The 24428-nt window shown below is 60.3% G+C and carries 24 protein-coding genes and 1 pseudogene; 18 read left to right on the forward strand and 7 right to left on the reverse strand.

What is annotated here, in order from left to right; genetic code table 11:
- Positions 1-54: 54 nt before the first annotated feature.
- The 8 genes and pseudogenes from rplM to ACIOMR_RS15810 all read left to right on the forward strand — a co-directional run.
- Positions 55-477 (forward strand): annotated as a pseudogene (gene rplM, locus ACIOMR_RS15775) (50S ribosomal protein L13); the annotation flags it as partial.
- Positions 478-491: 14 nt separating this feature from the next.
- Positions 492-884 carry a 30S ribosomal protein S9 gene (gene rpsI, locus ACIOMR_RS15780; RefSeq protein WP_003216038.1) on the forward strand — a complete coding sequence of 131 codons (393 nt, stop codon included), beginning with the start codon at positions 492-494 and terminating at the stop codon, positions 882-884.
- A gap of 266 nt (positions 885-1150) precedes the next feature.
- Positions 1151-1747: a ubiquinol-cytochrome c reductase iron-sulfur subunit gene (gene petA, locus ACIOMR_RS15785; RefSeq protein WP_003216040.1), complete on the forward strand. Its 597-nt coding sequence runs from the start codon at positions 1151-1153 to the stop codon at positions 1745-1747.
- A complete protein-coding gene (locus ACIOMR_RS15790) occupies positions 1747-2958 on the forward strand; it encodes a cytochrome bc complex cytochrome b subunit (RefSeq protein ID WP_003216042.1) in 1212 nt (403 codons plus the stop codon). The genes petA and ACIOMR_RS15790 overlap by 1 nt, the downstream gene beginning before the upstream one ends.
- A complete protein-coding gene (locus ACIOMR_RS15795; RefSeq protein WP_003216044.1) occupies positions 2958-3737 on the forward strand; it encodes a cytochrome c1 in 780 nt (259 codons plus the stop codon). The genes ACIOMR_RS15790 and ACIOMR_RS15795 overlap by 1 nt, the downstream gene beginning before the upstream one ends.
- 145 nt (positions 3738-3882) lie before the next feature.
- Complete coding sequence (locus ACIOMR_RS15800) at positions 3883-4500, forward strand: glutathione S-transferase N-terminal domain-containing protein (RefSeq protein ID WP_003216049.1); 618 nt, start codon at positions 3883-3885, stop codon at positions 4498-4500.
- A gap of 17 nt (positions 4501-4517) precedes the next feature.
- Positions 4518-4937 (forward strand): ClpXP protease specificity-enhancing factor, encoded by a 420-nt coding sequence (locus tag ACIOMR_RS15805; RefSeq protein ID WP_003216051.1) that lies wholly within the window; start codon positions 4518-4520, stop codon positions 4935-4937.
- Positions 4938-5107: 170 nt separating this feature from the next.
- Positions 5108-5857 (forward strand): FadR/GntR family transcriptional regulator, encoded by a 750-nt coding sequence (locus ACIOMR_RS15810; protein ID WP_008437251.1) that lies wholly within the window; start codon positions 5108-5110, stop codon positions 5855-5857.
- A gap of 201 nt (positions 5858-6058) precedes the next feature.
- Here ACIOMR_RS15810 and ACIOMR_RS15815 read toward each other — a convergent pair whose 3' ends face one another.
- Positions 6059-7213, reverse strand: a complete 1155-nt coding sequence (locus ACIOMR_RS15815) for a phospholipase (protein WP_177040249.1) — start codon at positions 7211-7213, stop codon at positions 6059-6061.
- A 224-nt stretch (positions 7214-7437) separates the two neighbouring features.
- Between ACIOMR_RS15815 and kdgD the strand changes: the two genes are divergently transcribed.
- The 5 genes from kdgD to ACIOMR_RS15840 all read left to right on the forward strand — a co-directional run bounded on the left by kdgD (position 7438) and on the right by ACIOMR_RS15840 (position 13985).
- Complete coding sequence (kdgD, locus tag ACIOMR_RS15820; RefSeq protein ID WP_003216058.1) at positions 7438-8349, forward strand: 5-dehydro-4-deoxyglucarate dehydratase; 912 nt, start codon at positions 7438-7440, stop codon at positions 8347-8349.
- A 54-nt stretch (positions 8350-8403) separates the two neighbouring features.
- Positions 8404-9849 (forward strand): aldehyde dehydrogenase family protein, encoded by a 1446-nt coding sequence (locus ACIOMR_RS15825; RefSeq protein ID WP_003216060.1) that lies wholly within the window; start codon positions 8404-8406, stop codon positions 9847-9849.
- Between the two features lie 87 nt (positions 9850-9936).
- On the forward strand, positions 9937-11301 hold the full coding sequence (locus tag ACIOMR_RS15830) for an MFS transporter (RefSeq protein WP_167662905.1): 1365 nt from the start codon (positions 9937-9939) through the stop codon (positions 11299-11301).
- 13 nt (positions 11302-11314) lie between these two features.
- Positions 11315-12868, forward strand: coding sequence for a galactarate dehydratase (gene garD, locus ACIOMR_RS15835; protein WP_177020453.1), 1554 nt, complete (start codon positions 11315-11317; stop codon positions 12866-12868).
- A gap of 175 nt (positions 12869-13043) precedes the next feature.
- Positions 13044-13985 carry an AEC family transporter gene (locus ACIOMR_RS15840; RefSeq protein WP_401195119.1) on the forward strand — a complete coding sequence of 314 codons (942 nt, stop codon included), beginning with the start codon at positions 13044-13046 and terminating at the stop codon, positions 13983-13985.
- Here the strand turns inward: ACIOMR_RS15840 and ACIOMR_RS15845 are convergent.
- The 6 genes from ACIOMR_RS15845 to gatC all read right to left on the reverse strand — a co-directional run bounded on the left by ACIOMR_RS15845 (position 13982) and on the right by gatC (position 19241).
- Positions 13982-14362, reverse strand: coding sequence for a carboxymuconolactone decarboxylase family protein (locus ACIOMR_RS15845; protein ID WP_003216068.1), 381 nt, complete (start codon positions 14360-14362; stop codon positions 13982-13984). The two genes, ACIOMR_RS15840 and ACIOMR_RS15845, sit on opposite strands and share 4 nt — an antisense overlap.
- Positions 14359-15405: a calcium/sodium antiporter gene (locus ACIOMR_RS15850; RefSeq protein WP_032899620.1), complete on the reverse strand. Its 1047-nt coding sequence runs from the start codon at positions 15403-15405 to the stop codon at positions 14359-14361. Before ACIOMR_RS15850 ends, ACIOMR_RS15845 begins: the two co-directional genes overlap by 4 nt.
- A 59-nt stretch (positions 15406-15464) precedes the next feature.
- Positions 15465-15836, reverse strand: coding sequence for a septal ring lytic transglycosylase RlpA family protein (locus ACIOMR_RS15855; RefSeq protein WP_003216071.1), 372 nt, complete (start codon positions 15834-15836; stop codon positions 15465-15467).
- Between the two features lie 193 nt (positions 15837-16029).
- Positions 16030-17475 carry an Asp-tRNA(Asn)/Glu-tRNA(Gln) amidotransferase subunit GatB gene (gene gatB / locus ACIOMR_RS15860; protein WP_003216073.1) on the reverse strand — a complete coding sequence of 482 codons (1446 nt, stop codon included), beginning with the start codon at positions 17473-17475 and terminating at the stop codon, positions 16030-16032.
- 10 nt (positions 17476-17485) lie between these two features.
- Entirely contained in the window at positions 17486-18937 is a 1452-nt protein-coding gene (gene gatA / locus ACIOMR_RS15865) for an Asp-tRNA(Asn)/Glu-tRNA(Gln) amidotransferase subunit GatA (protein ID WP_401195123.1), read from the reverse strand.
- Between the two features lie 16 nt (positions 18938-18953).
- Positions 18954-19241: an Asp-tRNA(Asn)/Glu-tRNA(Gln) amidotransferase subunit GatC gene (gatC, locus tag ACIOMR_RS15870; RefSeq protein ID WP_003216077.1), complete on the reverse strand. Its 288-nt coding sequence runs from the start codon at positions 19239-19241 to the stop codon at positions 18954-18956.
- A gap of 210 nt (positions 19242-19451) precedes the next feature.
- On the opposite strand from gatC, the gene mreB reads away from it, so the two are divergent.
- The 5 genes from mreB to rng all read left to right on the forward strand — a co-directional run bounded on the left by mreB (position 19452) and on the right by rng (position 24402).
- On the forward strand, positions 19452-20489 hold the full coding sequence (gene mreB / locus ACIOMR_RS15875; protein WP_401195126.1) for a rod shape-determining protein MreB: 1038 nt from the start codon (positions 19452-19454) through the stop codon (positions 20487-20489).
- Between the two features lie 140 nt (positions 20490-20629).
- Positions 20630-21739, forward strand: coding sequence for a rod shape-determining protein MreC (gene mreC / locus ACIOMR_RS15880; protein ID WP_080673268.1), 1110 nt, complete (start codon positions 20630-20632; stop codon positions 21737-21739).
- Positions 21739-22227: a rod shape-determining protein MreD gene (gene mreD / locus ACIOMR_RS15885; RefSeq protein WP_003216081.1), complete on the forward strand. Its 489-nt coding sequence runs from the start codon at positions 21739-21741 to the stop codon at positions 22225-22227. The genes mreC and mreD overlap by 1 nt, the downstream gene beginning before the upstream one ends.
- Before the next feature lie 50 nt (positions 22228-22277).
- On the forward strand, positions 22278-22874 hold the full coding sequence (locus ACIOMR_RS15890) for a nucleoside triphosphate pyrophosphatase (RefSeq protein WP_003216083.1): 597 nt from the start codon (positions 22278-22280) through the stop codon (positions 22872-22874).
- Between the two features lie 70 nt (positions 22875-22944).
- Positions 22945-24402 carry a ribonuclease G gene (gene rng, locus ACIOMR_RS15895; protein ID WP_003216085.1) on the forward strand — a complete coding sequence of 486 codons (1458 nt, stop codon included), beginning with the start codon at positions 22945-22947 and terminating at the stop codon, positions 24400-24402.
- Positions 24403-24428: the final 26 nt, after the last annotated feature.

Below are 24428 nucleotides of genomic sequence, written 5' to 3' on the forward strand. Positions count from 1 at the left end.
CAAGAACCGCCGTCTAAATTACACCGCGGCCCCTGAGGCTAATAAAGAAAGACAACTTTAACGGCAAAACCAGACACCGTTCACCGCGACTGGTTTGTCGTCGACGCCGCTGGTCAGACCCTGGGTCGTCTGGCCACTGAAGTCGCCAGCCGTCTGCGTGGCAAGCACAAGCCTGAGTACACCCCTCACGTTGATACCGGTGACTACATTGTCATCATCAACGCCGAGCAGGTACGTGTTACCGGCAACAAAGCGCAAGACAAAATGTACTACCGTCACTCCGGTTTCCCAGGCGGTATCAAGTCTTCGAACTTCGAAGGCCTGATCTCCAAAAAGCCTGAAGCCCCGATTGAAATCGCGGTCAAAGGTATGCTGCCGAAGGGCCCACTGGGTCGCGACATGTATCGCAAGCTGAAAGTCTATGCGGGCGCTGCTCACCCTCATGCTGCTCAGCAGCCCCAAGAACTGAAGTTTTAACGGAATAGTTCATTATGTCGGCGACTCAAAATTACGGCACTGGCCGTCGCAAAACCGCTACCGCTCGCGTTTTCCTGCGTCCGGGTACTGGTAACATCTCGATCAACAACCGCACTCTGGAAAATTTCTTCGGTCGCGAAACTGCCCGCATGGTAGTTCGTCAGCCGCTGGAATTGACCGAGACCGTTGAAAAGTTCGACATCTACGTCACCGTTATCGGTGGCGGTGTAAGTGGTCAAGCTGGCGCAATCCGCCACGGTATCACTCGCGCTCTGATGCAGTACGACGAAACCCTGCGTGGCGCTCTGCGCAAAGCTGGCTTCGTGACTCGCGATGCTCGTGAAGTTGAACGTAAGAAAGTTGGTCTGCGTAAAGCGCGTAAGCGTCCGCAGTACTCGAAGCGTTAATTCGCTTTTACGTTCCAGAAAACGCCCAGCCTCCTCACGGAGCTGGGCGTTTTTTATTGCCTGCTATTTATGTAAAAAAATCTGTGTGACAACTTGCCACATCCGTAGAGCCCCTATACTCAAAGGCTTGGAGCCAGTGCCGGGGGTAATTACCTTGTCAGACGTGGGGCTTTTCATTACCATTCGGCAAAATTTTTATAAGTTCAGATTTAACACTTAGTAGACGCCTGATTTAACAGGCCACAAAGCTGATGGGAGAGGACTGAATGAGCAATGACGGCGTGAATGCAGGCCGGCGTCGCTTCTTGGTAGCAGCCACATCCGTGGTGGGTGCTGCAGGAGCGGTGGGGGCTGCGGTCCCGTTCGTGGGGTCATGGTTTCCCAGTGCCAAGGCGAAAGCCGCAGGTGCACCGGTGAAGGTGAATGTCAGCAAGATCGATCCAGGCCAGCAAATGATTGCTGAATGGCGCGGTCAGCCAGTGTTCATCGTTCGTCGTACCGAGGAAATCCTGGGAAATCTGAAGAAGATCGAGGGCCAGCTGTCCGACCCCGACTCGAAGAATTCCGACCAACCCGCTTACGTCGATAAGGAAATTCGCTCGATCAAGCCGGAAATTCTGCTGCTGATCGGTATCTGCACCCACTTGGGTTGCTCTCCCACCTTCCGCCCGGAAGTGGCGCCCGCGGACCTGGGCAAGGACTGGGTCGGGGGCTATTTCTGCCCGTGCCACGGTTCTCACTACGACCTCGCTGGCCGCGTCTACAAGTCACAACCTGCACCACTGAACCTGCCAGTTCCGCCACATCACTACGAGACTGACAGTGTCATTGTCATTGGCGTCGACGAGGGGGAGAAAGCCTGATGAGCAAGTTCATGGATTGGGTGGATGCGCGCTTCCCCGCCACCAAGATGTGGGAAGACCACCTCAGCAAGTACTACGCACCGAAGAACTTCAACTTCTTCTATTTCTTTGGCTCCCTGGCACTTCTGGTACTGGTCAATCAGATCGTTACCGGTGTCTGGCTGACGATGAGCTACACCCCGTCGGCCGAAGAAGCCTTCGCCTCCGTCGAATACATCATGCGCGACGTCGAGTACGGCTCGATCCTGCGTCTGCTGCACTCCACCGGCGCCTCGGCGTTCTTCATCGTCGTCTACATGCACATGTTCCGTGGCCTGCTCTACGGCTCGTACCAGAAGCCTCGCGAGCTGGTGTGGGTGTTCGGCATGCTGATCTACCTGGCGCTGATGGCCGAGGCCTTCATGGGCTACCTGCTGCCGTGGGGCCAGATGTCCTATTGGGGCGCCCAGGTGATCATCTCGCTGTTCGGTGCGATCCCGGTCATCGGCAACGACCTAACCCAGTGGATTCGCGGTGACTACCTGATCTCCGGGATCACCCTGAACCGCTTCTTCGCCTTGCACGTGGTGGCCTTGCCGATCGTGATCCTGGGCCTGGTAGTGCTGCACATCCTGGCGTTGCACGAAGTGGGTTCGAACAACCCCGACGGCGTGGATATCAAGAAGCACAAGGACGAAAACGGCGTACCACTGGACGGCATTCCGTTCCACCCGTACTACACCGTGAAAGATATCGTCGGTGTGGTGGTGTTCCTGTTCATCTTCTGCTCGATCGTGTTCTTTTTCCCGGAGATGGGCGGTTATTTCCTCGAGAAACCGAACTTCGAACAGGCGAACGCCTTCAAGACCCCGGAACACATTGCCCCGGTCTGGTACTTCACTCCGTTCTACGCGATCTTGCGGGCGATTCCCGACAAACTCATGGGCGTTATCGCCATGGGCGCAGCGATTGCAGTGCTGTTCGTGCTGCCGTGGCTCGACCGTAGCCCGGTCAAGTCCATGCGCTACAAGGGCTGGCTGAGCAAGATCTGGCTGTGGGTGTTCTGCATTGCGTTCGTGATCCTGGGTGTACTGGGCGTATTGGCGCCGACCCCGGAGCGTACGTTGCTGTCGCAGGTCTGCACCTTCCTGTACTTCGCCTACTTCATTCTGATGCCGTTCTATACCCGGCTCGAGAAGACCAAACCGGTACCGGAAAGGGTGACTGGCTGATGAAAAAATTATTCGTTGCATTCATTCTTGCGGCCCTGCCGCTGCTGTCCTTCGCCGCTGAACACGGCCCAGAGCTGGAAAAAGTCGACATCGACGTCTCGGACAAAGCCGCAATGCAGGACGGGCTGCGTACGTTCACCAACTACTGCATGGGCTGCCACAGCGCCAAGTTCCAGCGTTACGAGCGAGTGGCCGACGACCTGGGCATTCCCCATGACGTGATGCTGAGCCACTCGGTGTTCACCGGGGCGAAGATCGGCGACCACATGACCATCGGCATGCAACCGGCCGACGCCAAGACCTGGTTCGGGGCTGCACCGCCCGACCTGACCCTGGTGGCCCGTGTGCGTGGCACCGATTGGCTCTATGGCTACCTGAAATCCTTCTATGAAGACCCGACGCGTCCCTACGGCGTGAACAACAAAGTGTTCCCGAACGTCGGTATGCCTAACGTTCTGGTCGGCCTGCAAGGTCGCCAAGTGGTAGGATGCAAGCAAGTACAAATCGTCGAAGACGGCAAGAAGCAGTATGATCCGCTCACCGGTACGCCTTTGACTCATGAAGCGTGCGATCAGCTGACCATAGTGCCGAAGACCGGCACGCTGAACGAAGAGCAGTTCGACGAGAAGGTCAAGAATCTGGTGACCTTCCTGGCCTACTCGGCCAACCCAGTGAAGCTGCAGCATCAGCGCATTGGTACCTATGTGTTGCTGTACCTGGCCTTCTTCTTCGTGTTCGCCTATCTGCTGAAACGCGAATACTGGAAGGATGTGCATTGATCCAACCGTAAGTAATTGCTGTTAATCTTGCGCGCCCAGCGGCATCTCTGAAGGTAAGTCTGGTTTATCCAGGCGTCACGGAGATGCTCACTGGGCGCGCTCGTTTTTGAGCTTCCGATAATTTCAACAAGCGAGGAGGACCGCCATGGGCGTGACCAATCGGTTGGCCTGTTACTCCGACCCCGCCGACCACTATTCCCACCGAGTACGCATCGTGCTCGCAGAGAAGGGTGTCAGCGCAGAGATCATCAGTGTGGAGGTGGGACGTCACCCGCCGAAACTGATCGAAGTGAACCCTTACGGCAGCTTGCCCACCCTGGTCGATCGTGACCTGGCGTTGTGGGAGTCAACCGTGGTGATGGAATACCTGGATGAGCGTTATCCCCATCCACCGTTGCTGCCGGTGTATCCGGTGGCGCGTGCCAACAGCCGCCTGCTGATCCATCGGATCCAGCGTGACTGGTGTGGCCTGGTGGACCTGATTCTGGATTCACGCAGCAAGGAAGCGGCCCGGGTTCAGGCGCGCAAGGAATTGCGCGAGAGCCTGACCGGTGTTTCGCCGTTGTTTGCCGACAAACCTTTTTTCCTCAGCGAGGAACAAAGTCTGGTGGATTGCTGCCTATTACCCATACTCTGGCGCTTGCCGATTTTGGGCATAGAACTGCCGCGGCCTGCCAAGCCGCTGCTTGACTACATGGAGCGCCAGTTTGCGCGTGAGGCTTTCCAGGCGAGTCTGTCTGGTGTCGAACGCGATATGCGCTAAGGCTTAAGGAGCCGTTGATGAACTCCAGTCGACCTTACCTGGTCCGCGCGCTCTATGAGTGGATAGTGGACAACGATTGCACCCCGCACATGCTGGTCAATTCCGAGTTTCCCGCGGTTCAGGTACCGCAAGGTTTTGCCAGTGACGGACAAATCGTCCTGAACGTTTCACCCAGTGCCGTGCGACACCTGCACATGGACAATGAAGCGGTCAGCTTTGAAGGGCGTTTCGGCGGTGTGCCGCATACGCTGTTCGTGCCCATCGGTGCCATCCTCGGGATCTACGCCCGGGAAAATGGCCAGGGCATGGTGTTTGATCTGGAGTCTTCCCTTGAGGATGACGAAGCGATCGAGCTCGAAGGCGAAGATGATGTGCCGCCGCCGGATTCCGAGCCACCGCGTCCAAGCGGTCGGCCGAGTCTGAAAGTGGTGAAGTAACAAGGCGCGGGCCCTCGGGCCAGCGTTGAAAATGCCTCGGCGATGCCGGGGCATTTTTTTGCCTGGCGAAAACCCCGGCGGTTATAGATGAAAGTCATGACAGGACGGTGATCGTACAACCGCCATGGGCTATCATGCGTGCTTCAGATCGCCGAGATAGATGATTGATCATGGAAAACTCCAGCGCCGCCCCTCGTCTTCCCCGCAAGCGCCGCAGCCTTGCCCAGGAATTGGTCACGGTGTTGTCCGAGCAGATCCGCGACGGCCAACTCAAACGTGGCGACAAACTGCCCACCGAGTCGGCGATCATGGACGCCCATGGGGTCAGCCGCACCGTGGTGCGTGAAGCCATCTCGCGATTGCAGGCCGCCGGGCAGGTAGAAACCCGCCATGGCATCGGCACTTTTGTACTGGATACGCCAAGCCCCAGCGGTTTCCGGATTGATCCGGCCACTGTCGTCACCCTGCGTGATGTGCTGGCCATCCTTGAACTGCGGATCAGCCTGGAAGTGGAGTCTGCCGGGCTTGCTGCCCAGCGCCGTAGCGACGAGCAATTGGCCGGCATGCGTGCTGCCCTCGATGCGCTGAACGAAAGTGCGGCCCACGCCGGTGATGCGGTGGCGTCGGACTTCCAGTTCCATCTGCAGATTGCCCTGTCCACCGGCAACCGCTACTTCACCGACATCATGACCCACCTGGGCACCAGCATCATTCCGCGCACGCGGCTGAACTCGGCACGCCTGGCCCATGATGACCAGCAGCACTACATGAGCCGCCTGAGCCGCGAACACGAAGAGATCTATGAGGCGATCGCGCGCCAGGATTCGGATGCGGCGCGGGCGGCCATGCGGTTGCACCTGACCAACAGCCGTGAGCGGCTGCGCCATGCCCATGAAGAGGCGGAAGCGCAGCGCGGTTGATTCCAGGCTGGACGTAAGCGTGTGGCTTGAAAGCTCATTGTGGCGAGGGAGCTTGCTCCCGTTGGGCCGCGCAGCGGCCCCAAATCCATTGCCCCGAGTTCTGTCTGAAAGAACCCCGTGTTCTTGCTGGAGCTGCTTCGCAGCCCAACGGGAGCAAGCTCCCTCGCCACAGGTTAATGCGCGAGGCTTAACTCACGTCTTTCAGGCCGGCTGATTCGGCTTGTAGTCCTTGAGCAGCAGATACGTGCTCCAACCCCACCAGTCATTGGTCCACTGCTTGTCGTTCAGGTTGTTGACGTCCTTGCGTCGCAGCACCTTGTCGCCTTCAGCCTTGAACAGCGGTGAGAAGTTGTTCACCGGGTTCTGCGCGGCGTTCAGGTCCGGCACATACAGCGGTGCCTTGAAGTTGGCCGGGGAGGGCGCCATGCCGCTGATAAACGTTTCGAAGATCTCATCGGCCGAGGCCTGCACGGCGCGTTTGACCATGGCGCGGTTGGCCGCATCGTTGCTGTCGAAATAGCGTTTATCACCGTAGGCATGCCACTGCTCGCCCAGGGCGTTGCGCACATTGAGCCCGAACTTGCTGTCTTCATCGTGCATGAAGCGGCTGATCAGCGAGCCCAGTTCACCCGGTGTCACCACCGCCGCCAGTTGCTTGCGCGGTACCCGCAGGTGCCCGGCGGAAAATAGATCGGTCAAAAAGTGATCAGCAAAGCTGTTCATGGCATAGGCCAGTTCCAGCGCCTGGTCGGTGCCGGTCTGATGCGCCACGACGGCTTGTTGCAAGGCTGCCGTATGCCCCGCCAGATAGGCCGCCAAAGCCCATTCGCCAAAGTGGTCGGCATTGTCTGCCGCCAGTTTCAGGTAGCGCCCCAGCGGAATCAGCGCCGAGACGGCACTGCCGCCGCCGGTGATGCGGTTCCATTCCTCGGACAAGGTGTCACCCAGTGCGTCATAGGCTTCATGGGGTTGCTTGCCGTCCTTGATCGCCTGGTTGACCGCATTGATCTCCTTTTGCATCACCGCCAGGATCTTGCCCGCTTCTTCCCGTGATGCTGGCAATACCGCCAGCGAGTTGAACGCATCGGTAAAGCGCTGCACACGATCAGCGGGCGATGTGCCTTCGTTGATGGGGCGCCCGGGGATGCCATAGAAATCACCGCCCAGGGCGATGATCTGGCCGTAGCTCAGGGCCAGGCCATTGGGCAGGTGCAATTCGACCTGCCGGGCGGGAATCGGCGGGGCGTCCTTGACGAAACGCAACAGGGTGTCGTCGCCGATGGCGGTGTGTTCGCCGCCTTCAAAACGCAGGGTTGGCGGGGTTTTCACAGGTGTGGCGAGTTCAAGATCTGACATGTTAGCTCCTTGCTATGTCGTAGGAATCTTCCGTAATAACTGTACGTATATACAGTTATTCCGAGCATAGAGGAAAAACTTCCTACGTCAAGAAAGCAGCAATCGAGAAGGGCGGCGATGAATTGCAGTTGACGAATATTTTTATAGTTGTACGATGACGTACGACATCAAGATAACCATCCGTAATCTCACAACAGAAAGTCTTCGCCCAGGGTGTTCGAATAATGAATCCACAAGAACTGAAGTCCATCCTCTCTCACGGTCTGCTGTCTTTCCCGGTGACCGATTTCAATGCCCAGGGTGATTTCCACCAGGCGGGCTACATCAAGCGTCTGGAATGGCTGGCCCCTTACGGCGCTACCGCCTTGTTCGCCGCTGGCGGCACCGGTGAGTTTTTCTCCCTGGCGGCCAGCGAATATTCGCAAGTGGTGAAAACCGCCGTTGATACCTGCGCCACCAGCGTGCCGATTCTTGCCGGTGTCGGCGGTGCCACCCGCCAGGCCATCGAGTACGCCCAGGAAGCCGAGCGTCTGGGCGCCAAAGGCCTGTTGCTGCTGCCGCACTACCTGACCGAAGCCAGCCAGGACGGGGTTGCCGCCCACGTTGAAGCGGTGTGCAAGTCGGTCAAGATCGGTGTAGTGGTCTACAACCGTAACGTCTGCCGCCTGACCGCGCCGCTGCTGGAACGCCTGGCCGAGCGCTGCCCGAACCTGATCGGTTACAAGGACGGCCTGGGTGACATTGAATTGATGGTGTCGATCCGTCGTCGCCTCGGTGACCGTTTCAGCTACCTGGGCGGCTTGCCGACTGCAGAGGTTTACGCCGCTGCCTACAAGGCCCTGGGCGTGCCGGTGTACTCCTCGGCGGTGTTCAACTTCATTCCAAAAACCGCGATGGATTTCTACCACGCCATTGCCCGGGAAGATCACGCCACCGTCGGCAAGATCATCGACGACTTCTTCCTGCCGTACCTCGACATCCGTAACCGCAAGGCCGGTTACGCGGTGAGCATCGTCAAGGCCGGGGCGAAAATCGTCGGCTACGACGCAGGCCCCGTGCGTACCCCGCTGACCGATCTGCTGCCGGAAGAATACGAAGCCCTGGCCGCGTTGATCGACAAGCAAGGCGCGCAATAACCCATCACCAAGGCCGCTGAGTAATCAGCGGCTTTTTGCGTCAGGAGAGAATTCGTGTCCCAAGCCAAGCGTTTTGAAAACTACATCGGTGGCCAGTGGGTTGCCGGCGCCGACTACTCGGCCAACATCAATCCGTCGGAGTTGTCTGATGTCATTGGCGAATACGCCAAGGCTGACCTCGCCCAAGTCCACGCGGCCATCGACGCTGCGCGCGCTGCTTTTCCGGCGTGGTCCACTTCCGGGATCCAGGCGCGTCATGATTCGCTGGATAAAGTCGGCACCGAAATCCTCGCCCGTCGCGAAGAACTCGGCACCCTGCTGGCCCGGGAAGAGGGCAAGACCCTGCCGGAAGCCATCGGCGAAGTGACCCGCGCCGGTAACATCTTCAAATTCTTCGCCGGTGAATGCCTGCGCCTGTCCGGCGACTACCTGCCGTCGGTGCGTCCGGGCGTCAACGTTGAAGTGACCCGTGAGGCGTTGGGCGTGGTTGGCCTGATCACGCCGTGGAACTTCCCGATTGCCATCCCGGCCTGGAAGATCGCCCCGGCCCTGGCCTACGGCAACTGCGTGGTGCTCAAACCGGCTGAACTGGTACCGGGCTGCGCCTGGGCCCTGGCCGAAATCATCTCCCGCGCCGGCTTCCCTGCCGGTGTGTTCAACCTGGTGATGGGCAGCGGCCGTGTGGTCGGCGATGCCATGGTCAACAGCCCGAAAGTCGACGGCATCAGCTTCACCGGCTCGGTGGGCGTGGGTCGTCAGATCGCCGTCAGCTGCGTGTCGCGCCAGGCCAAGGTGCAGTTGGAAATGGGCGGCAAGAACCCGCAGATCATTCTCGACGACGCCGACCTCAAGCAAGCCGTCGAGCTGTCGGTGCAGAGCGCGTTCTACTCCACCGGCCAGCGTTGCACCGCGTCCAGCCGCTTTATCGTCACCGCCGGGATTCACGACCAGTTCGTCGCGGCCATGGCCGAGCGGATGAAGTCGATCAAGGTCGGCCACGCCCTGAAAACCGGCACCGACATCGGCCCGGTGGTTTCCCAGGCCCAGCTGGACCAGGACTTGAAGTACATCGACATCGGCCAGAGCGAAGGCGCCCGGCTGGTCAGCGGCGGTGAGCTGGTGACCTGCGACACCGAAGGCTACTTCCTCGCGCCGACGCTGTTTGCCGACAGCGAAGCCGCGATGCGCATCAGCCGTGAAGAGATCTTCGGGCCGGTGGCCAACGTGGTGCGCGTGGCGGATTACGAGGCGGCGCTGGCGATGGCCAACGACACCGAGTTCGGCCTCTCGGCCGGTATCGCCACCACCTCGCTGAAATACGCCAACCACTTCAAGCGTCATTCCCAGGCCGGGATGGTGATGGTCAATCTGCCGACTGCCGGTGTGGATTACCACGTTCCATTCGGCGGCCGTAAGGGTTCATCCTACGGTTCGCGTGAGCAGGGTCGCTATGCGCAAGAGTTCTACACCGTGGTGAAAACCAGCTACATCGGTTCGTAACGGCTGCACCCTGTGGCGGGTCCGTGCCCGCCACAGGCTTACAATTTGATTACCCGCAAAAAAAATAATTAGTGGGAGTACATCTTCATGCAAGCGACCAAGCCGACCCATGTCCGCTATTTGATCCTGCTCATGCTGTTCCTGGTGACCACGATCAACTACGCCGACCGGGCCACCATCGCGATTGCCGGCTCCAGCCTGCAAAAAGACCTCGGCATCGACGCGGTCACCCTTGGCTATATCTTCTCCGCATTCGGTTGGGCCTACGTGGCCGGGCAAATTCCCGGCGGCTGGCTGCTGGACCGATTCGGTTCGAAAAAAGTCTACGCCCTGAGTATCTTCACCTGGTCACTGTTCACCGTGCTGCAAGGCTATGTCGGTGAGTTCGGTGTTTCCACGGCCATCGTTGCGCTGTTCATGTTGCGCTTCCTGGTGGGCCTGGCTGAAGCGCCATCCTTCCCCGGAAATGCGCGCATCGTGGCGGCATGGTTTCCTACGGCTGAACGCGGCACCGCCTCGGCGATCTTCAACTCGGCGCAGTACTTCGCGACTGTGTTGTTCGCACCGCTGATGGGTTGGATCGTCTACACCTTCGGCTGGCAGCACGTGTTCGTGGTGATGGGCGGCATCGGTATCGTATTCTCGCTGATCTGGCTGAAAGTTATCCACAGCCCGCGCCAGCACCCGATGATCAACGAGGCCGAGTTCCAGCACATCGCTGCCAACGGGGCCATGGTCGACATGGACCAGGACAAGGGCAGAGGCAAGAAAACCGACGGCCCGAAGTGGGATTACATCCGTCAGTTGCTGACCAACCGCATGATGCTCGGCGTGTACCTGGGCCAGTACTGCATCAATGGCATCACCTATTTCTTCCTGACGTGGTTCCCGGTGTACCTGGTTCAAGAACGCGGCATGACGATTCTCAAGGCCGGCTTCATCGCGTCCTTGCCGGCGATCTGCGGCTTTATCGGCGGCGTGTTGGGCGGAGTGATTTCCGACTACCTGCTGCGCAAGGGCCATTCGCTGACCTTCGCCCGCAAGGCGCCGATCATTGGTGGCTTGCTGATTTCCAGTAGCATCGTCGCGTGCAACTACGTCGACATCGAATGGATGGTGGTGGGCTTCATGGCCCTGGCCTTCTTCGGTAAAGGCGTTGGCGCACTGGGCTGGGCGGTGGTGTCCGACACCTCGCCGAAACAAATCGCAGGTTTGAGCGGCGGTCTGTTCAACATGTTCGGCAACCTGGCGTCCATCAGCACCCCGATCGTGATCGGCTACATCATCAGCACCACTGGCTCCTTCAAGTGGGCGCTGGTGTTTGTCGGTGCCAACGCATTGCTGGCGGTGTTCAGCTACCTGGTAATCGTTGGCCCGATCAAGCGCGTAGTGCTCAAGGAGCCGCCGGCCAAAGGCCCCGAGCTGACTAAACTTTCCCAAGCGCATTCCTGAAGGGGCCCGCGTCATGCAGTTGATTGAACATGCCGATTCGCCACGCTCCATCCGTTTGCACGCACTGGATAACGTGGTGATTGTGGTCAACGACCAGGGCGTACCGGCGGGGACCGAGTTTCCCGACGGCCTGGTGACGGTGGATTTCATTCCCCAAAGCCACAAAGTGACTCTGGAAGACATCCCCGAAGGCGGCCGCATCATTCGCTACGGCCAGACCATCGGTTATGCCCTGCGCCCGATTCCCCGCGGCAGTTGGGTGCAGGAAGATCAACTGCGCATGCCCACGGCGCCGCCGCTGGACAGCTTGCCGCTGTCCACTGAAGTACCCGAGACCCAGGCGCCGCTGGAAGGTTTTACCTTCGAGGGTTATCGCAATGCCGACGGCACCGTGGGCACGCGCAATATCCTCGGGATTACCACCACGGTTCAGTGCGTCACGGGCGTGCTGGACCATGCGGTGAAGCGCATCAAGGACGAGTTGCTGCCCAAGTACCCGAACGTCGATGACGTGGTGGCGCTGACCCACAGCTACGGCTGCGGCGTGGCGATCACGGCCACCGACGCCTACATCCCGATCCGCACCGTGCGTAACCTGGCGCGCAATCCGAACCTGGGCGGTGAAGCCCTGGTGATCAGCCTGGGTTGCGAGAAGTTGCAGGCCGGGCAGGTGATGCATGAAAACGACAGCTCGGTGGACCTGAGTGAGCCATGGCTGTATCGGTTGCAGGACTCCAGCCACGGCTTTACCGAAATGATCGAACAGATCATGGAACTGGCCGAAACCCGCCTGAAGAAACTCGACCTGCGCCGGCGGGAAACCGTACCGGCGTCGGAGTTGATCCTCGGCATGCAGTGCGGCGGCAGTGATGCGTTCTCGGGGATTACCGCGAACCCGGCGCTGGGTTATGCCTCGGATTTGCTGCTGCGGGCGGGCGCGACGGTGATGTTTTCCGAAGTGACCGAAGTGCGCGATGCGATCTACCTGCTGACTTCCCGTGCCGAGAACCAGGACGTGGCCCGGGAACTGGTGCGGGAAATGGACTGGTACGACCGCTACCTGGCCAAGGGCGAGGCGGATCGCAGCGCCAACACTACGCCGGGGAACAAGAAGGGTGGGTTGTCGAATATTGTCGAGAAGTCGTTGGGTTCCATCGTCAAGTCGGGCAGTAGTGCGATCAATGGCGTGCTTGGCCCGGGCGAGCGGTTCAATCGCAAGGGCCTGATCTTTTGTGCCACGCCGGCGAGTGATTTTGTGTGCGGCACGTTGCAGTTGGCGGCGGGGATGAACCTGCACGTGTTCACCACCGGGCGTGGCACGCCGTATGGGCTGGCGATGGCGCCGGTGGTGAAGGTTTCGACGCGCACCGAGCTGGCGCAGCGTTGGCCGGACCTGATTGATATCGATGCCGGGCGGATCGCCACTGGGCGGGCAACGATCGAGGAGTTGGGTTGGGAGTTGTTCCACTTCTATCTGGATGTGGCCAGCGGCAAAAAACAGACGTGGGCGGAGCAGCACAAGCTGCATAACGACATTACGTTGTTCAATCCCGCGCCGATTACTTAAGACCGAGTCGCCTGCTTCGCGAGCAAGCCCGCTCCCACATTTGACTGCATTCCAAAGGTAGAACTCGGTCAAATGTGGGAGCGGGCTTGCTCGCGAAAGCGGTAGTCCAGACGAAGCTGGCCATGCTGGCTTATCATTAGCCACCTACCGACGCCCACCCAAGGTTCTCTCCGGCATGCTGGCAATCTTCCTACAAACCCTGAACATCACCGCGCCGGTGTTTGCCATGCTGTTCCTGGGCGTCCTGCTCAAGCGCATCAACTGGATCAACGACAACTTTATCCACATCGCTTCGGCCCTGGTGTTCAACGTCACCATGCCGGCGTTGCTGTTCCTCGGGATTCTCCACGCCGACCTGCATTCGGCCCTCAAGCCCGGCCTGCTGATCTATTTCGCCGTTGCCACGCTGTTGAGCTTCGGCCTGGCCTGGGGCTGGGCGATCTTTCGGTGCCCGCGTGTAGACCGTGGCATTTACGCCCAAGGCGCTTTCCGTGGTAACAACGGGGTGATCGGCCTGGCGCTGGCGGCCAGCATGTACGGCGACTACGGGATTTCCCTTGGCGCGGTGCTCGCGGCGCTGGTGATCCTGTTCTACAACACCCTGTCGACCATTGTGCTGGCGGTGTACAGCCCGGTGATCAAGTCCGACCCGTGGAGCATTTTCAAAAGCGTGCTGGCCAACCCGTTGATCATCAGCGTGATCGCGGCGGCGCCCTTCGCGTACTTCCAGATTGGCTTGCCTGGCTGGCTGGAATCCTCCGGGCAGTACCTGGCGGACATGACGTTGCCATTGGCGTTGATCTGTATCGGCGGCACGCTGTCGCTGGCGGCACTGCGTAAAAGCGGCGACATGGCCCTGAGTGCCAGCCTGATGAAGATGGTCTGGCTACCGGTGCTCGCCACCCTTGGCGCATGGCTGCTGGGGTTTCGCGGGCCGGAACTGGGGATTCTGTTCCTGTACTTCGGTGCGCCCACGGCGGCGGCCAGTTTTGTGATGGCGCGGGCGGCGGAGGGCAATCATGAGCTGGCGGCCGCGATTATCGTGATCACCACCCTGATGGCGGCGGTGACCACGAATATCGGGATTTTCGTGTTGCAGGCGGGTGGCTGGATCTAGGCGTCTTTCTGGTAGCTGTCGATCACTTCCTGCGCGGCGCGGAAGGCGTCAATCGCCGCCGGCACACCGGCATACACCGCACAATGCAGCAGCGCCTCGCGAATCTCCTCCACGGTGCAACCGTTGTTCAGCGCGCCGCGCACGTGGCCCTTGAGTTCCTGCGGGCACTTGAGGGCGGTCAACGCGGCGAGGGTGATCAGGCTGCGGGTTTTCAGCGGCAACCCTTCGCGATTCCACACGCTGCCCCAGGCATGCTCGTTGACGAAATCCTGCAGCGGCTGGCTGAACTCCGTGGCATTGCCCAGCGCCCGATCGACAAACACATCACCCATCACCTGGCGGCGCATTTCAACGCCGGGCTTTTTCTGTTCGGTCATTGCGATTCCCTCTTGTGTTGGCGGCGCCAGGCTTGCAGCGAGGTGAACAACAGGAAAGCCACCAGCGCTGGCAGGACGTAATACAGCATCAGTTGTTCAAGCTTGTTGGCCAGCGGCATGCCGAAGGTGAACGACACCACGTGCAGCCCGTACACCAGGTACAGGCCCAGGAATACCAGGCCTTCGGCCCGGGTGACGCGGTAGCCCGAATAAAACACCGGCAGGCACAGGGCGACCACGCCGAGCATTACCGGCAGGTCGAAATCCAGGGCATTGGGCGACACCGACAACGGCGAGGGCGCCACCAGGGCGGTAAAGCCCAGCACCCCAAGCAGGTTGAACAGGTTGCTGCCGATCACGTTGCCCACGGCAATTTCCCGCTGGCCGCGCAGGGCGGCGATCAGCGAGGTCGCCAGGCAGGGCAGGGAAGTGCCGACGCCAATCAGCGTCAGACCGATGATGCGTTCCGACAGGCCCAGGTCAGAGGCCACGTCCACCGCCGCGCCCAGCAGCAGGTGCCCGGCCAGTACGAGGATCAACAGTCCACCGAGCATCAGCAGCACGCTGCTCAGCCACGGCGCCTGCACCACAGTGTCCCGGGTGCGCGGGCGGCGGGAGTGGCGGGTCTGGTAGAGCAGCACGCCGAGGTAGGCCACCAGGGCCACCAGCAGTAACAGGCCATCGATCGGCGTGAGTTCTTCATTGGCGGCTAGCACAAACACCAGCAGGCTGGCGATGATCATCATCGGGATATCCAGGCGTACCAGTTGCCGGGAGACCCGCAGCGGAATGATCAGGGCTGCCAGGCCAAGGGTCACGAGGGTGTTGAAGATGCTGCTGCCGATCACACTGCCCACGGCGATGTCGGTGTTGTCCGCCAGGGTCGCTTGCAAGCTGATCGCCATCTGCGGCGCGCTGCTGCCGAAGGCGACGATGCTCAGGCCGATGATCAGCGGGCGCACCTTGAGGCTGGCCGCCAGGCGCACGGCGGCGCGCACTAATACTTCTGCGCCGAAGATCAACAGCAGCAGGCCGCTGATCAGTTCGATCAGGCTAAAGGGCGAGAGGGCGGTTAATGCGGAAATGGCCTGGGCTCCGTCGGTCAGTTGCTGAGGGCTTGCACGCGAACGCGCGCGGTGCCGCTGCCGATCATACCGATCTGTTCGGCGGCCTTGCGTGAAAGGTCGATCAGGCGCCCACGGGTATGCGGGCCGCGATCATTGATGCGGACAACGACGCTTTTGTTGTTGTCGAGATTGGTGACCTTCACCTGCGTGCCGAAGGGCAGGCGACGATGGGCGGCGGTCAGGGCATTCTGGTTGAACGGTTCACCGCTGGCAGTGCGGTTGCCGTGGTGTTTGGCGCCGTAGTAGGAAGCGGAGCCGGTTTCGTCATAGCCGTTGGGGTCGATGAGGCCGCTGGCGCAGCCGGCGAGCAGAGAGAACAGGGCCAACAGGCCGAGTAGACGCTTCATTTTCAAGGTTTCCCCCTTACAGATGTGGGAGCGGGCTTGGGTGGGAGCGGGCTTGCTCGCGAATGCAGTGTGTCAGGCAACGAATAGGCTGACTGATCCACCGCTTTCGCGAGCAAGCCCGCTCCCACACAAGCCCGCTCCCACAAGGGGTCAGAGTTGGACGTGAGGTCCTGCTCCGACCATTTCACCGCGTTTAGCCTTCGAGTTTGCTTTTCAGCAGTTCGTTGACCTGTTGCGGGTTGGCCTTGCCTTTGGAGGCTTTCATCGCCTGGCCGACAAAGAAGCCGAACATCTTGCCGCGCTTGGCTTCATCCGCCGCACGGTATTGTTCAACCTGCTCGGCATTGGCTGCCAGCATCTCGTCGAGTACGGCGGAAATCGCGCCGCTGTCGGTGACTTGCTTCAGGCCGCGCTTTTCGATGATCTCGTCAGCGTTGCCTTCGCCGGCGGCCATGGCTTCAAACACGGTCTTGGCGATTTTGCCGGAGATGGTGTTGTCCTTGATCCGCAGCAACATGCCGCCCAACTGTTCTGCCGACACCGGTGCTTCGTCGATTTCCAGGCCCTGTTTGTTCAACAGGCTGCCCAGCTCAACCATCACCCAGTTGGCCGCCAGTTTGGCGTCGCCGGCAATGCTCACGACTTTTTCGAAGTAGTTGGCTTGCTCGCGGCTCGACGCCAGCACGCTCGCGTCATACACCGAAAGACCGAACTGCGCCTGGAAACGCTCGCGTTTCTGCGGTGGCAGTTCCGGCAGCGTGGCGCGCACGTCAGCCAGGAACGAGTCCTCGATGACCACCGGCAACAGGTCCGGATCGGGGAAGTAACGGTAGTCGTTGGCTTCCTCCTTGCTGCGCATGGCGCGGGTTTCGTCTTTGTTCGGGTCGTACAGGCGGGTCTGCTGGATCACCTTGCCGCCGTCTTCAATCAGCTCGATCTGGCGACGTACTTCGGTGTTGATCGCCTTCTCGATGAAACGGAACGAGTTGACGTTCTTGATCTCGCAGCGGGTGCCGTACTCGGCCTGGCCTTTTGGCCGCACCGACACGTTGCAGTCGCAACGCAGGGAGCCTTCGGCCATGTTGCCGTCGCAGATCCCGAGGTAACGCACCAGCGCGTGGATCGTCTTGACGTAGGCCACGGCTTCCTTGGCGCTGCGCATGTCCGGCTCGGAAACGATTTCCAGCAGCGGGGTGCCGGCGCGGTTCAGGTCGATGCCGGTGGCGCCGTTGAATTCTTCATGCAGGCTCTTGCCGGCATCTTCTTCCAGGTGCGCACGGGTCACGCCGACACGTTTGATGGTGCCGTCTTCCAGCGGGATGTCCAGGTAGCCCTTGCCGACGATCGGCAATTCCATCTGGCTGATCTGGTAGCCCTTGGGCAGGTCCGGGTAGAAGTAGTTCTTGCGGGCGAACACGTTGTGCTGGCCGATCTCGGCATCGATGGCGAGGCCGAACATCACCGCCATGCGCACCGCTTCCTGGTTCAGCACCGGCAGCACGCCGGGCATGCCCAGGTCTACCAGGCTGGCCTGGGTGTTGGGTTCTGCGCCGAACGTGGTGGCGCTACCGGAGAAAATCTTCGATTGGGTGGCGAGCTGGGTATGAATCTCCAGCCCGATCACGACTTCCCATTGCATAGTGTTCTCCTCAGAAGCCGGTAGGGGTGCGAGTGTGCCAGTCAGTGTTCAACTGGTACTGGTGCGCCACATTGAGCAGGCGGCCTTCCTGGAAATACGGGGCGAGCAGTTGCACGCCCACCGGCAAGCCATCGACGAAACCTGCAGGCATGGACAAGCCCGGCAGACCGGCGAGGTTGGCGGTGATGGTGTACAGGTCTTCCAGGTACTCGGCGATCGGGTCGCCGGTCTTGGCGCCGATCTTCCAGGCCGGGTTCGGCGTGGTTGGGCCGAGGATCACGTCGACTTCATTAAAGGCAGCCATGAAGTCGTTCTTGATCAGGCGACGGATCTTTTGCGCCTTGAGGTAGTACGCGTCGTAGTAGCCGGCCGACAGGGCGTAGGCACCGACCATGATCCGGCGTTGTACTTCCGCGCCGAAACCTTCGCCACGGGAGCGCTTGTACAGGTCGGTGAGGTCTTTCGGGTTTTCGCAGCGGTAGCCGAAGCGCACGCCGTCGAACCGTGACAGGTTGGAGGACGCTTCTGCCGGCGCGATCACGTAGTAGGCCGGAATCGCGTGCTGGTTGTTCGGCAGGCTGATTTCCTTGATCACGGCGCCGAGCTTTTCCAGCTCCTTGACGCTGTTGTGCACCAGTTCGGCGATGCGCGGGTCGAGGCCGGCGCTGAAATACTCTTTCGGCACGCCGATGCGCAGGCCTTTGATCGAGGTATTCAGGCTGGCGCTGTAGTCCGGCACGGGTTCATCAATGCTGGTGGAGTCCTGCGGATCGAAGCCTGCCATGCCTTGTAACAAAATTGCGCAGTCTTCAGCGGTGCGTGCCAGGGGGCCGCCCTGGTCGAGACTGGAGGCGTAGGCAATCATGCCCCAGCGGGAAACGCGACCGTAGGTCGGTTTCAGACCGGTGAGGTTGGTGAAAGCGGCCGGTTGGCGGATCGAGCCGCCAGTGTCGGTGGCCGTGGCGGCAGGTAACAGACGAGCGGCAACCGCGGACGCCGAACCACCGGACGAACCACCGGGCACGTGCTCAAGGTTCCACGGGTTTTTCACCGCGCCGTAGTGGCTCGACTCGTTGGCCGAGCCCATGGCGAATTCGTCCATGTTGGTCTTGCCCAGGGTCACGGCCCCGGCAGCGGCCAGCTTGGCGACCACAGTGGCGTCGTAGGGCGCCTTGAAATTGTCGAGCATCTTCGAGCCGCAGCTGGTGCGAATGCCCTGGGTGCAGAACAGGTCCTTGTGGGCAATCGGCGCACCCAACAGGGCGCCGTTCTCACCGTTGGCGCGACGTGTGTCGGCGGCCTTGGCCTGGCTCAGGGCCAGCTCTTCGGTGATGCTGATGAAGCTGTTGACCTTAGGGTCCAGCTCGGCGATACGCGCCAGCAGGGTCGTGGTCAGCTCTTCGGAAGAAAACTTTTTGTCGGCGAGACCGCGGGCGATCTCGGCCAGAGTCAATTGATGCATTGCAGGCTCTTTCCCTTTAGTCGATGACTTTCGGAACCAGGTACAGGCCGTTTTCGACCGCTGGCGCGATGGACTGGTAAGCCTCGCGATTATTGCGCTCGGTCACGACGTCGGCGCGCAGGCGCTGGCTGGCTTCCAGCGGGTGAGCCAGGGGCTCGATGCCGTCGGTATTCACGGCTTGCATTTGGTCGACCAGCCCGAGAATGCTGTTCAGGGCTGCGGTGGTCTGTGGAAGATCGGCTTCATTGAGGCCCAGGCAGGCCAAATGAGCGATTTTTTCCACGTCGGAGCGTTCAAGCGCCATGGGATTCTCCAGTGGAAAACAGAACGGAAGCTATCCGTGTGTTAGATTGTAGGAACACTACCGCATTTCTACGGTCATATGGCCGCGATTGTGGGGGTTGGTGCACAGAAAGTCGGCCAATTTAGCACATTGGCGCCTTGCCCAAAATCCCTGTCGTTGTTAGAGTTTGCCGCACTTTTTTACCCACGCGTTGCCTAGGGTCCCTTTCCCATGTTCAAGAAACTGCGTGGCATGTTTTACAGCGATCTTTCCATCGACCTGGGCACTGCCAACACCCTTATTTACGTGCGCGAGCGCGGTATCGTCCTGAATGAGCCATCGGTTGTGGCCATTCGGACCCATGGTAATCAGAAAAGTGTCGTTGCCGTTGGCACCGAGGCCAAGCGCATGTTGGGCCGAACACCGGGCAACATTGCTGCCATTCGTCCGATGAAGGATGGCGTGATTGCTGACTTCAGTGTCTGCGAAAAGATGCTGCAGTACTTCATCAACAAGGTTCACGAAAACAGTTTCCTGCAGCCCAGCCCTCGTGTGCTGATCTGCGTTCCGTGCAAATCCACCCAGGTGGAACGTCGTGCCATCCGTGAGTCGGCCCTTGGCGCCGGTGCCCGTGAAGTGTTCCTGATTGAAGAGCCAATGGCCGCTGCGATCGGTGCCGGCCTGCCGGTTGAAGAAGCGCGCGGTTCGATGGTGGTGGATATCGGTGGTGGTACCACTGAAATCGCCCTGATCTCCCTCAATGGTGTGGTGTATGCCGAATCCGTACGGGTTGGCGGCGACCGCTTCGACGAAGCGATCATCACCTACGTGCGTCGCAACTACGGCAGCCTGATCGGCGAATCCACCGCCGAGCGCATCAAGCAGGAAATCGGTACCGCTTACCCGGGCGGCGAAGTTCGCGAAGTCGATGTTCGCGGTCGCAACCTGGCCGAAGGCGTTCCACGTGCCTTCACCCTGAACTCCAATGAAGTGCTGGAAGCTCTGCAAGAGTCCCTGGCCACCATCGTTCAGGCGGTGAAGAGCGCCCTGGAGCAATCGCCTCCGGAACTGGCTTCCGATATCGCCGAGCGTGGCCTGGTACTGACCGGTGGTGGCGCCTTGCTGCGCGACCTCGACAAGTTGCTGGCCCAGGAAACCGGTTTGCCAGTGATCGTCGCTGAAGACCCGTTGACCTGCGTCGCCCGCGGCGGTGGCCGTGCACTGGAAATGATGGATAAACACACCATGGACCTGCTCTCCAGCGAATAAGAATTTGCTGGTTTGCCCATGTTTCGCTCACAGGCAGCACTTTGCAGTGCTGCCTGTTGGCGTTTATCTTCTTCAATCTGCATCCAGGCCGGTTTGATGCCGTATGAATAAAGAAAACATTTGCCTGGGAGGAGCGGCTTATTAAACCGCTTTTTTCCAAAGGCCCCTCATTGGGCGTGCGCCTGTTGGTGCTGGTCGTGCTATCGGTTGCGCTGATGGTGGTCGATGCCCGCTTCACACTGCTCAAGCCAGTGCGTAGCCAGATGTCGCTGGTCCTGATGCAGACGTACTGGATCACTGACCTGCCGCAGCGTCTCTATCAGGGTGTCGCCAGTCAATTTGGCAGCCGCACCGAACTGGTGGCGGAGAACGAAAAACTCAAGACCGAAAACCTGCTGCTGCAGGGGCGCATGCAAAAGCTCGCGGCCCTCACCGAGCAGAACGTTCGGCTGCGCGAGTTGCTCAATTCCTCTGCGCTGGTCAATGAGAAGGTCGAAGTGGCCGAGTTGATCGGTATGGATCCGAACCCCTTCACCCATCGCATCATCATCAACAAGGGTGAGCGCGACGGCGTAGTCCTTGGCCAACCGGTGCTCGATGCCCGTGGCTTGATGGGCCAGGTGGTGGAGTTGATGCCTTATACCTCTCGCGTCCTGTTGCTGACCGACACCACCCACAGCATCCCGGTGCAAGTCAACCGCAACGGCCTGCGGGCGATTGCCAGCGGTACCGGTAACCCGGAACGCCTGGAGTTGCGTCACGTCGCAGACACCGCCGACATCAAGGAAGGCGACCTGCTGGTCAGCTCCGGCCTGGGTCAGCGGTTCCCGGCAGGCTACCCGGTCGCGACGGTCAAGGAAGTGATCCACGATTCCGGCCAGCCGTTCGCCATTGTGCGCGCCGTGCCGACCGCCGCGTTGAACCGCAGCCGTTACCTGTTGCTGGTGTTCAGTGACAACCGCACCCCGGAAGAGCGTGCCAACGAAGCCGCCCAGGCCCAGGAAGCGGAAGACAAGCAAAACGGCACCGCGCCGATCATTCCGGCCACCGTGCCAAAACCGGCTGCACCTGCTGCCCCGGCAGCCGCTCCGGCAACACCAGCCGCGCCGGTTGCGACACCGGTCAAGCCTGTGGCCCATAGCGCGCGTCCGGCCAAGCCTGCGGCTGCAACACCTGCCGCTGCCAAACCGCCCGCCGCCGCCAAACCACCGGCTGCGGCCCCGGCAACCACTCGGCAGAGGGAAGAATAATGGCCGGTACTCATTCGCGTAACGGCTGGATCGTCTGGCTGACCTTTGCCATCGGCTTGCTGCTCAGCGTTTCGCCGCTGCCGCAATTCATGGAGATCCTGCGCCCGCTGTGGCTCGCCTTACTGCTGGCGTTCTGGGCCCTGGCGCTGCCGCACAAGGTCGGGATGGTCACGGCCATGTGCCTGGGGCTGATGGAGGATGTGCTCTACGGCACCCTGCTCGGGCAGAACGCGTTGATCCTGACCCTGATTACCTTCCTGGTGCTGTCATTGCAGCAGCGCCTGCGGATGTTCCCGATGTGGCAACAGTGCCTGGTGATCCTGGTGATCTTCGGCCTGGCGCAGTTGGTACAGCTGTGGCTTAGCGCCTTGACCGGCAACCGCCAACCGACCCTGGCGCTGGTGTTGCCCGCGCTGGTCAGCGCGCTGTTGTGGCCCTGGGTCAGTTTTGGCCTGCGTGGATTGCGTCGTCGCTATAAAATCAATTGAATGGATCGCGAGGCTCTGCCTGGTTATCGAACCCTACAGGGAGAGTCTGCATGAATTCGCTTTATCTGGCCTCGGGCTCCCCGAGGCGGCGTGAGCTGCTGACACAGATCGGCGTGCCGTTCACCGTCGTCAGCGCCGCCATTGATGAAACTCCCCTTACAAATGAATCGCCCGCGTCCTACGTAGAACGCCTGGCGCGCGGCAAGGCTGCGGCCGGTCGAGCGACCTTGGCCGATGCCACCGGCGCCTGTGTGCTGGGCGCGGACACAGCCGTGATCCTCGACGGCCGGATCCTCGGTAAACCCGTGGATCAAGCCGATGCCCTGGCCATGTTGCTGGCCCTTTCCGAGCGTGAACACGAAGTGTTGACGGCCATTGCGCTGATTGACGGCCAGCGTTGCGAAACGCAGCTGGTCAGCAGTCGTGTGCGCTTTCGCAGGATTTCAGCGGACGAAGCCACCACTTATTGGCACAGCGGCGAGCCCCAGGACAAAGCGGGCGGCTATGCTATCCAAGGCCTGGCGGCGGTGTTCGTCGCCGGACTCAATGGCAGCTACTCTGCCGTCGTTGGCCTGCCGGTCTGCGAAACCGCAGAACTGCTGGGCCAATTCGGCATACCCTGTTGGCAAAACCTTACCGTGCGCTAAACGCCGTATTCCAGCGCCAAGCCTTAAGCGATCGGTCACTATTGTGAAAACGCCTGAACGAGACCCAGCCATGAGTGAAGAGATTCTGATCAATATCACGCCGATGGAATCGCGCGTGGCGGTGGTAGAGAACGGTGTTCTGCAAGAAGTGCACGTCGAGCGCACCCAAAAGCGCGGGATCGTCGGCAATATTTATAAAGGCAAGGTGGTGCGTGTGTTACCGGGGATGCAAGCTGCGTTCGTCGACATCGGCCTGGACCGCGCTGCGTTTATCCATGCTTCGGAAATCTCCCTGCGCGAAGGCCCGGCGGTCGAAAGCATCAGCGCCCTGGTGCACGAAGGGCAGAGCCTGGTGGTGCAAGTCACCAAGGATCCGATTGGCTCAAAGGGCGCACGGCTGACCACGCAACTGTCGATTCCTTCGCGCTACCTGGTGTACATGCCGCGCACGGCCCACGTCGGTATTTCCCTGAAAATCGAAGACGAAGCCGAGCGCGAGCGCCTGAAAAAGGTGGTCAGTGACTGCGTGGCGCTGGAAGGCATCAAGGAGGCCGGCGGCTTTATCCTGCGTACTGCCGCAGAAGGTGCCGGTGCCGATGAAATCCTCATGGACATCCGCTACCTGCGTCGCCTGTGGGACCAGATCGGCGCGCAGATCAAGACCATTGGCGCCCCCAGCGTGATCTACGAAGATCTCGGCCTGGCCCTGCGCACCTTGCGCGACCTGGTCAGCCCGAAGATCGAGAAAATTCGCATCGACTCGCGGGAAACCTTCCAGCGCACTACGCAATTTGTTGCCGAGTTGATGCCGGAAATCGCCGATCGTCTGGAGCATTACCCGGGCGAGCGGCCGATTTTCGACCTGTATGGTGTCGAAGACGAAATCCAGAAAGCCCTTGAGCGCAAAGTGCCGCTCAAGTCCGGCGGTTACCTGGTAGTGGACCCGGCGGAAGCCATGAGCACTATCGACGTGAATACCGGTGCCTTTGTGGGCCATCGCAATCTCGAAGAAACCATCTTCAAGACCAACCTCGAAGCGGCCACCGCGATCGCCCGCCAGCTGCGCCTGCGCAACCTGGGCGGGATCATCATCATCGACTTCATCGACATGGAAGACGAAGAGCACCAGCGCCAGGTGCTGCGTACCCTGGAGAAGCAACTGGAGCGCGATCACGCCAAGACCAACATCATCGGCATCACCGAGCTGGGCCTGGTGCAGATGACCCGCAAGCGCACCCGCGAAAGCCTGGAGCAAGTGCTGTGCGAGCCGTGCAGCAGTTGCCAGGGGCGCGGTAAGTTGAAGACCCCGGAAACGGTTTGCTACGAGATTTTCCGGGAAATCTTACGGGAGGCACGCGCCTACCAGGCCGAGGGCTATAGAGTCCTGGCTAACCAGAAGGTGGTCGACCGTTTGCTGGATGAAGAATCCGGCAACGTAGCCGAGCTGGAGGGTTTTATCGGGCGCACCATTCGCTTCCAGGTCGAAACCATGTATTCCCAGGAACAATATGACGTGGTGCTGCTCTGATTCGCGTTAGTTCTTATCAACGAGAC

Origin of the sequence: Pseudomonas sp. NPDC087814, assembly GCF_044742865.1 — a bacterium.
Classification (GTDB): domain Bacteria; phylum Pseudomonadota; class Gammaproteobacteria; order Pseudomonadales; family Pseudomonadaceae; genus Aquipseudomonas.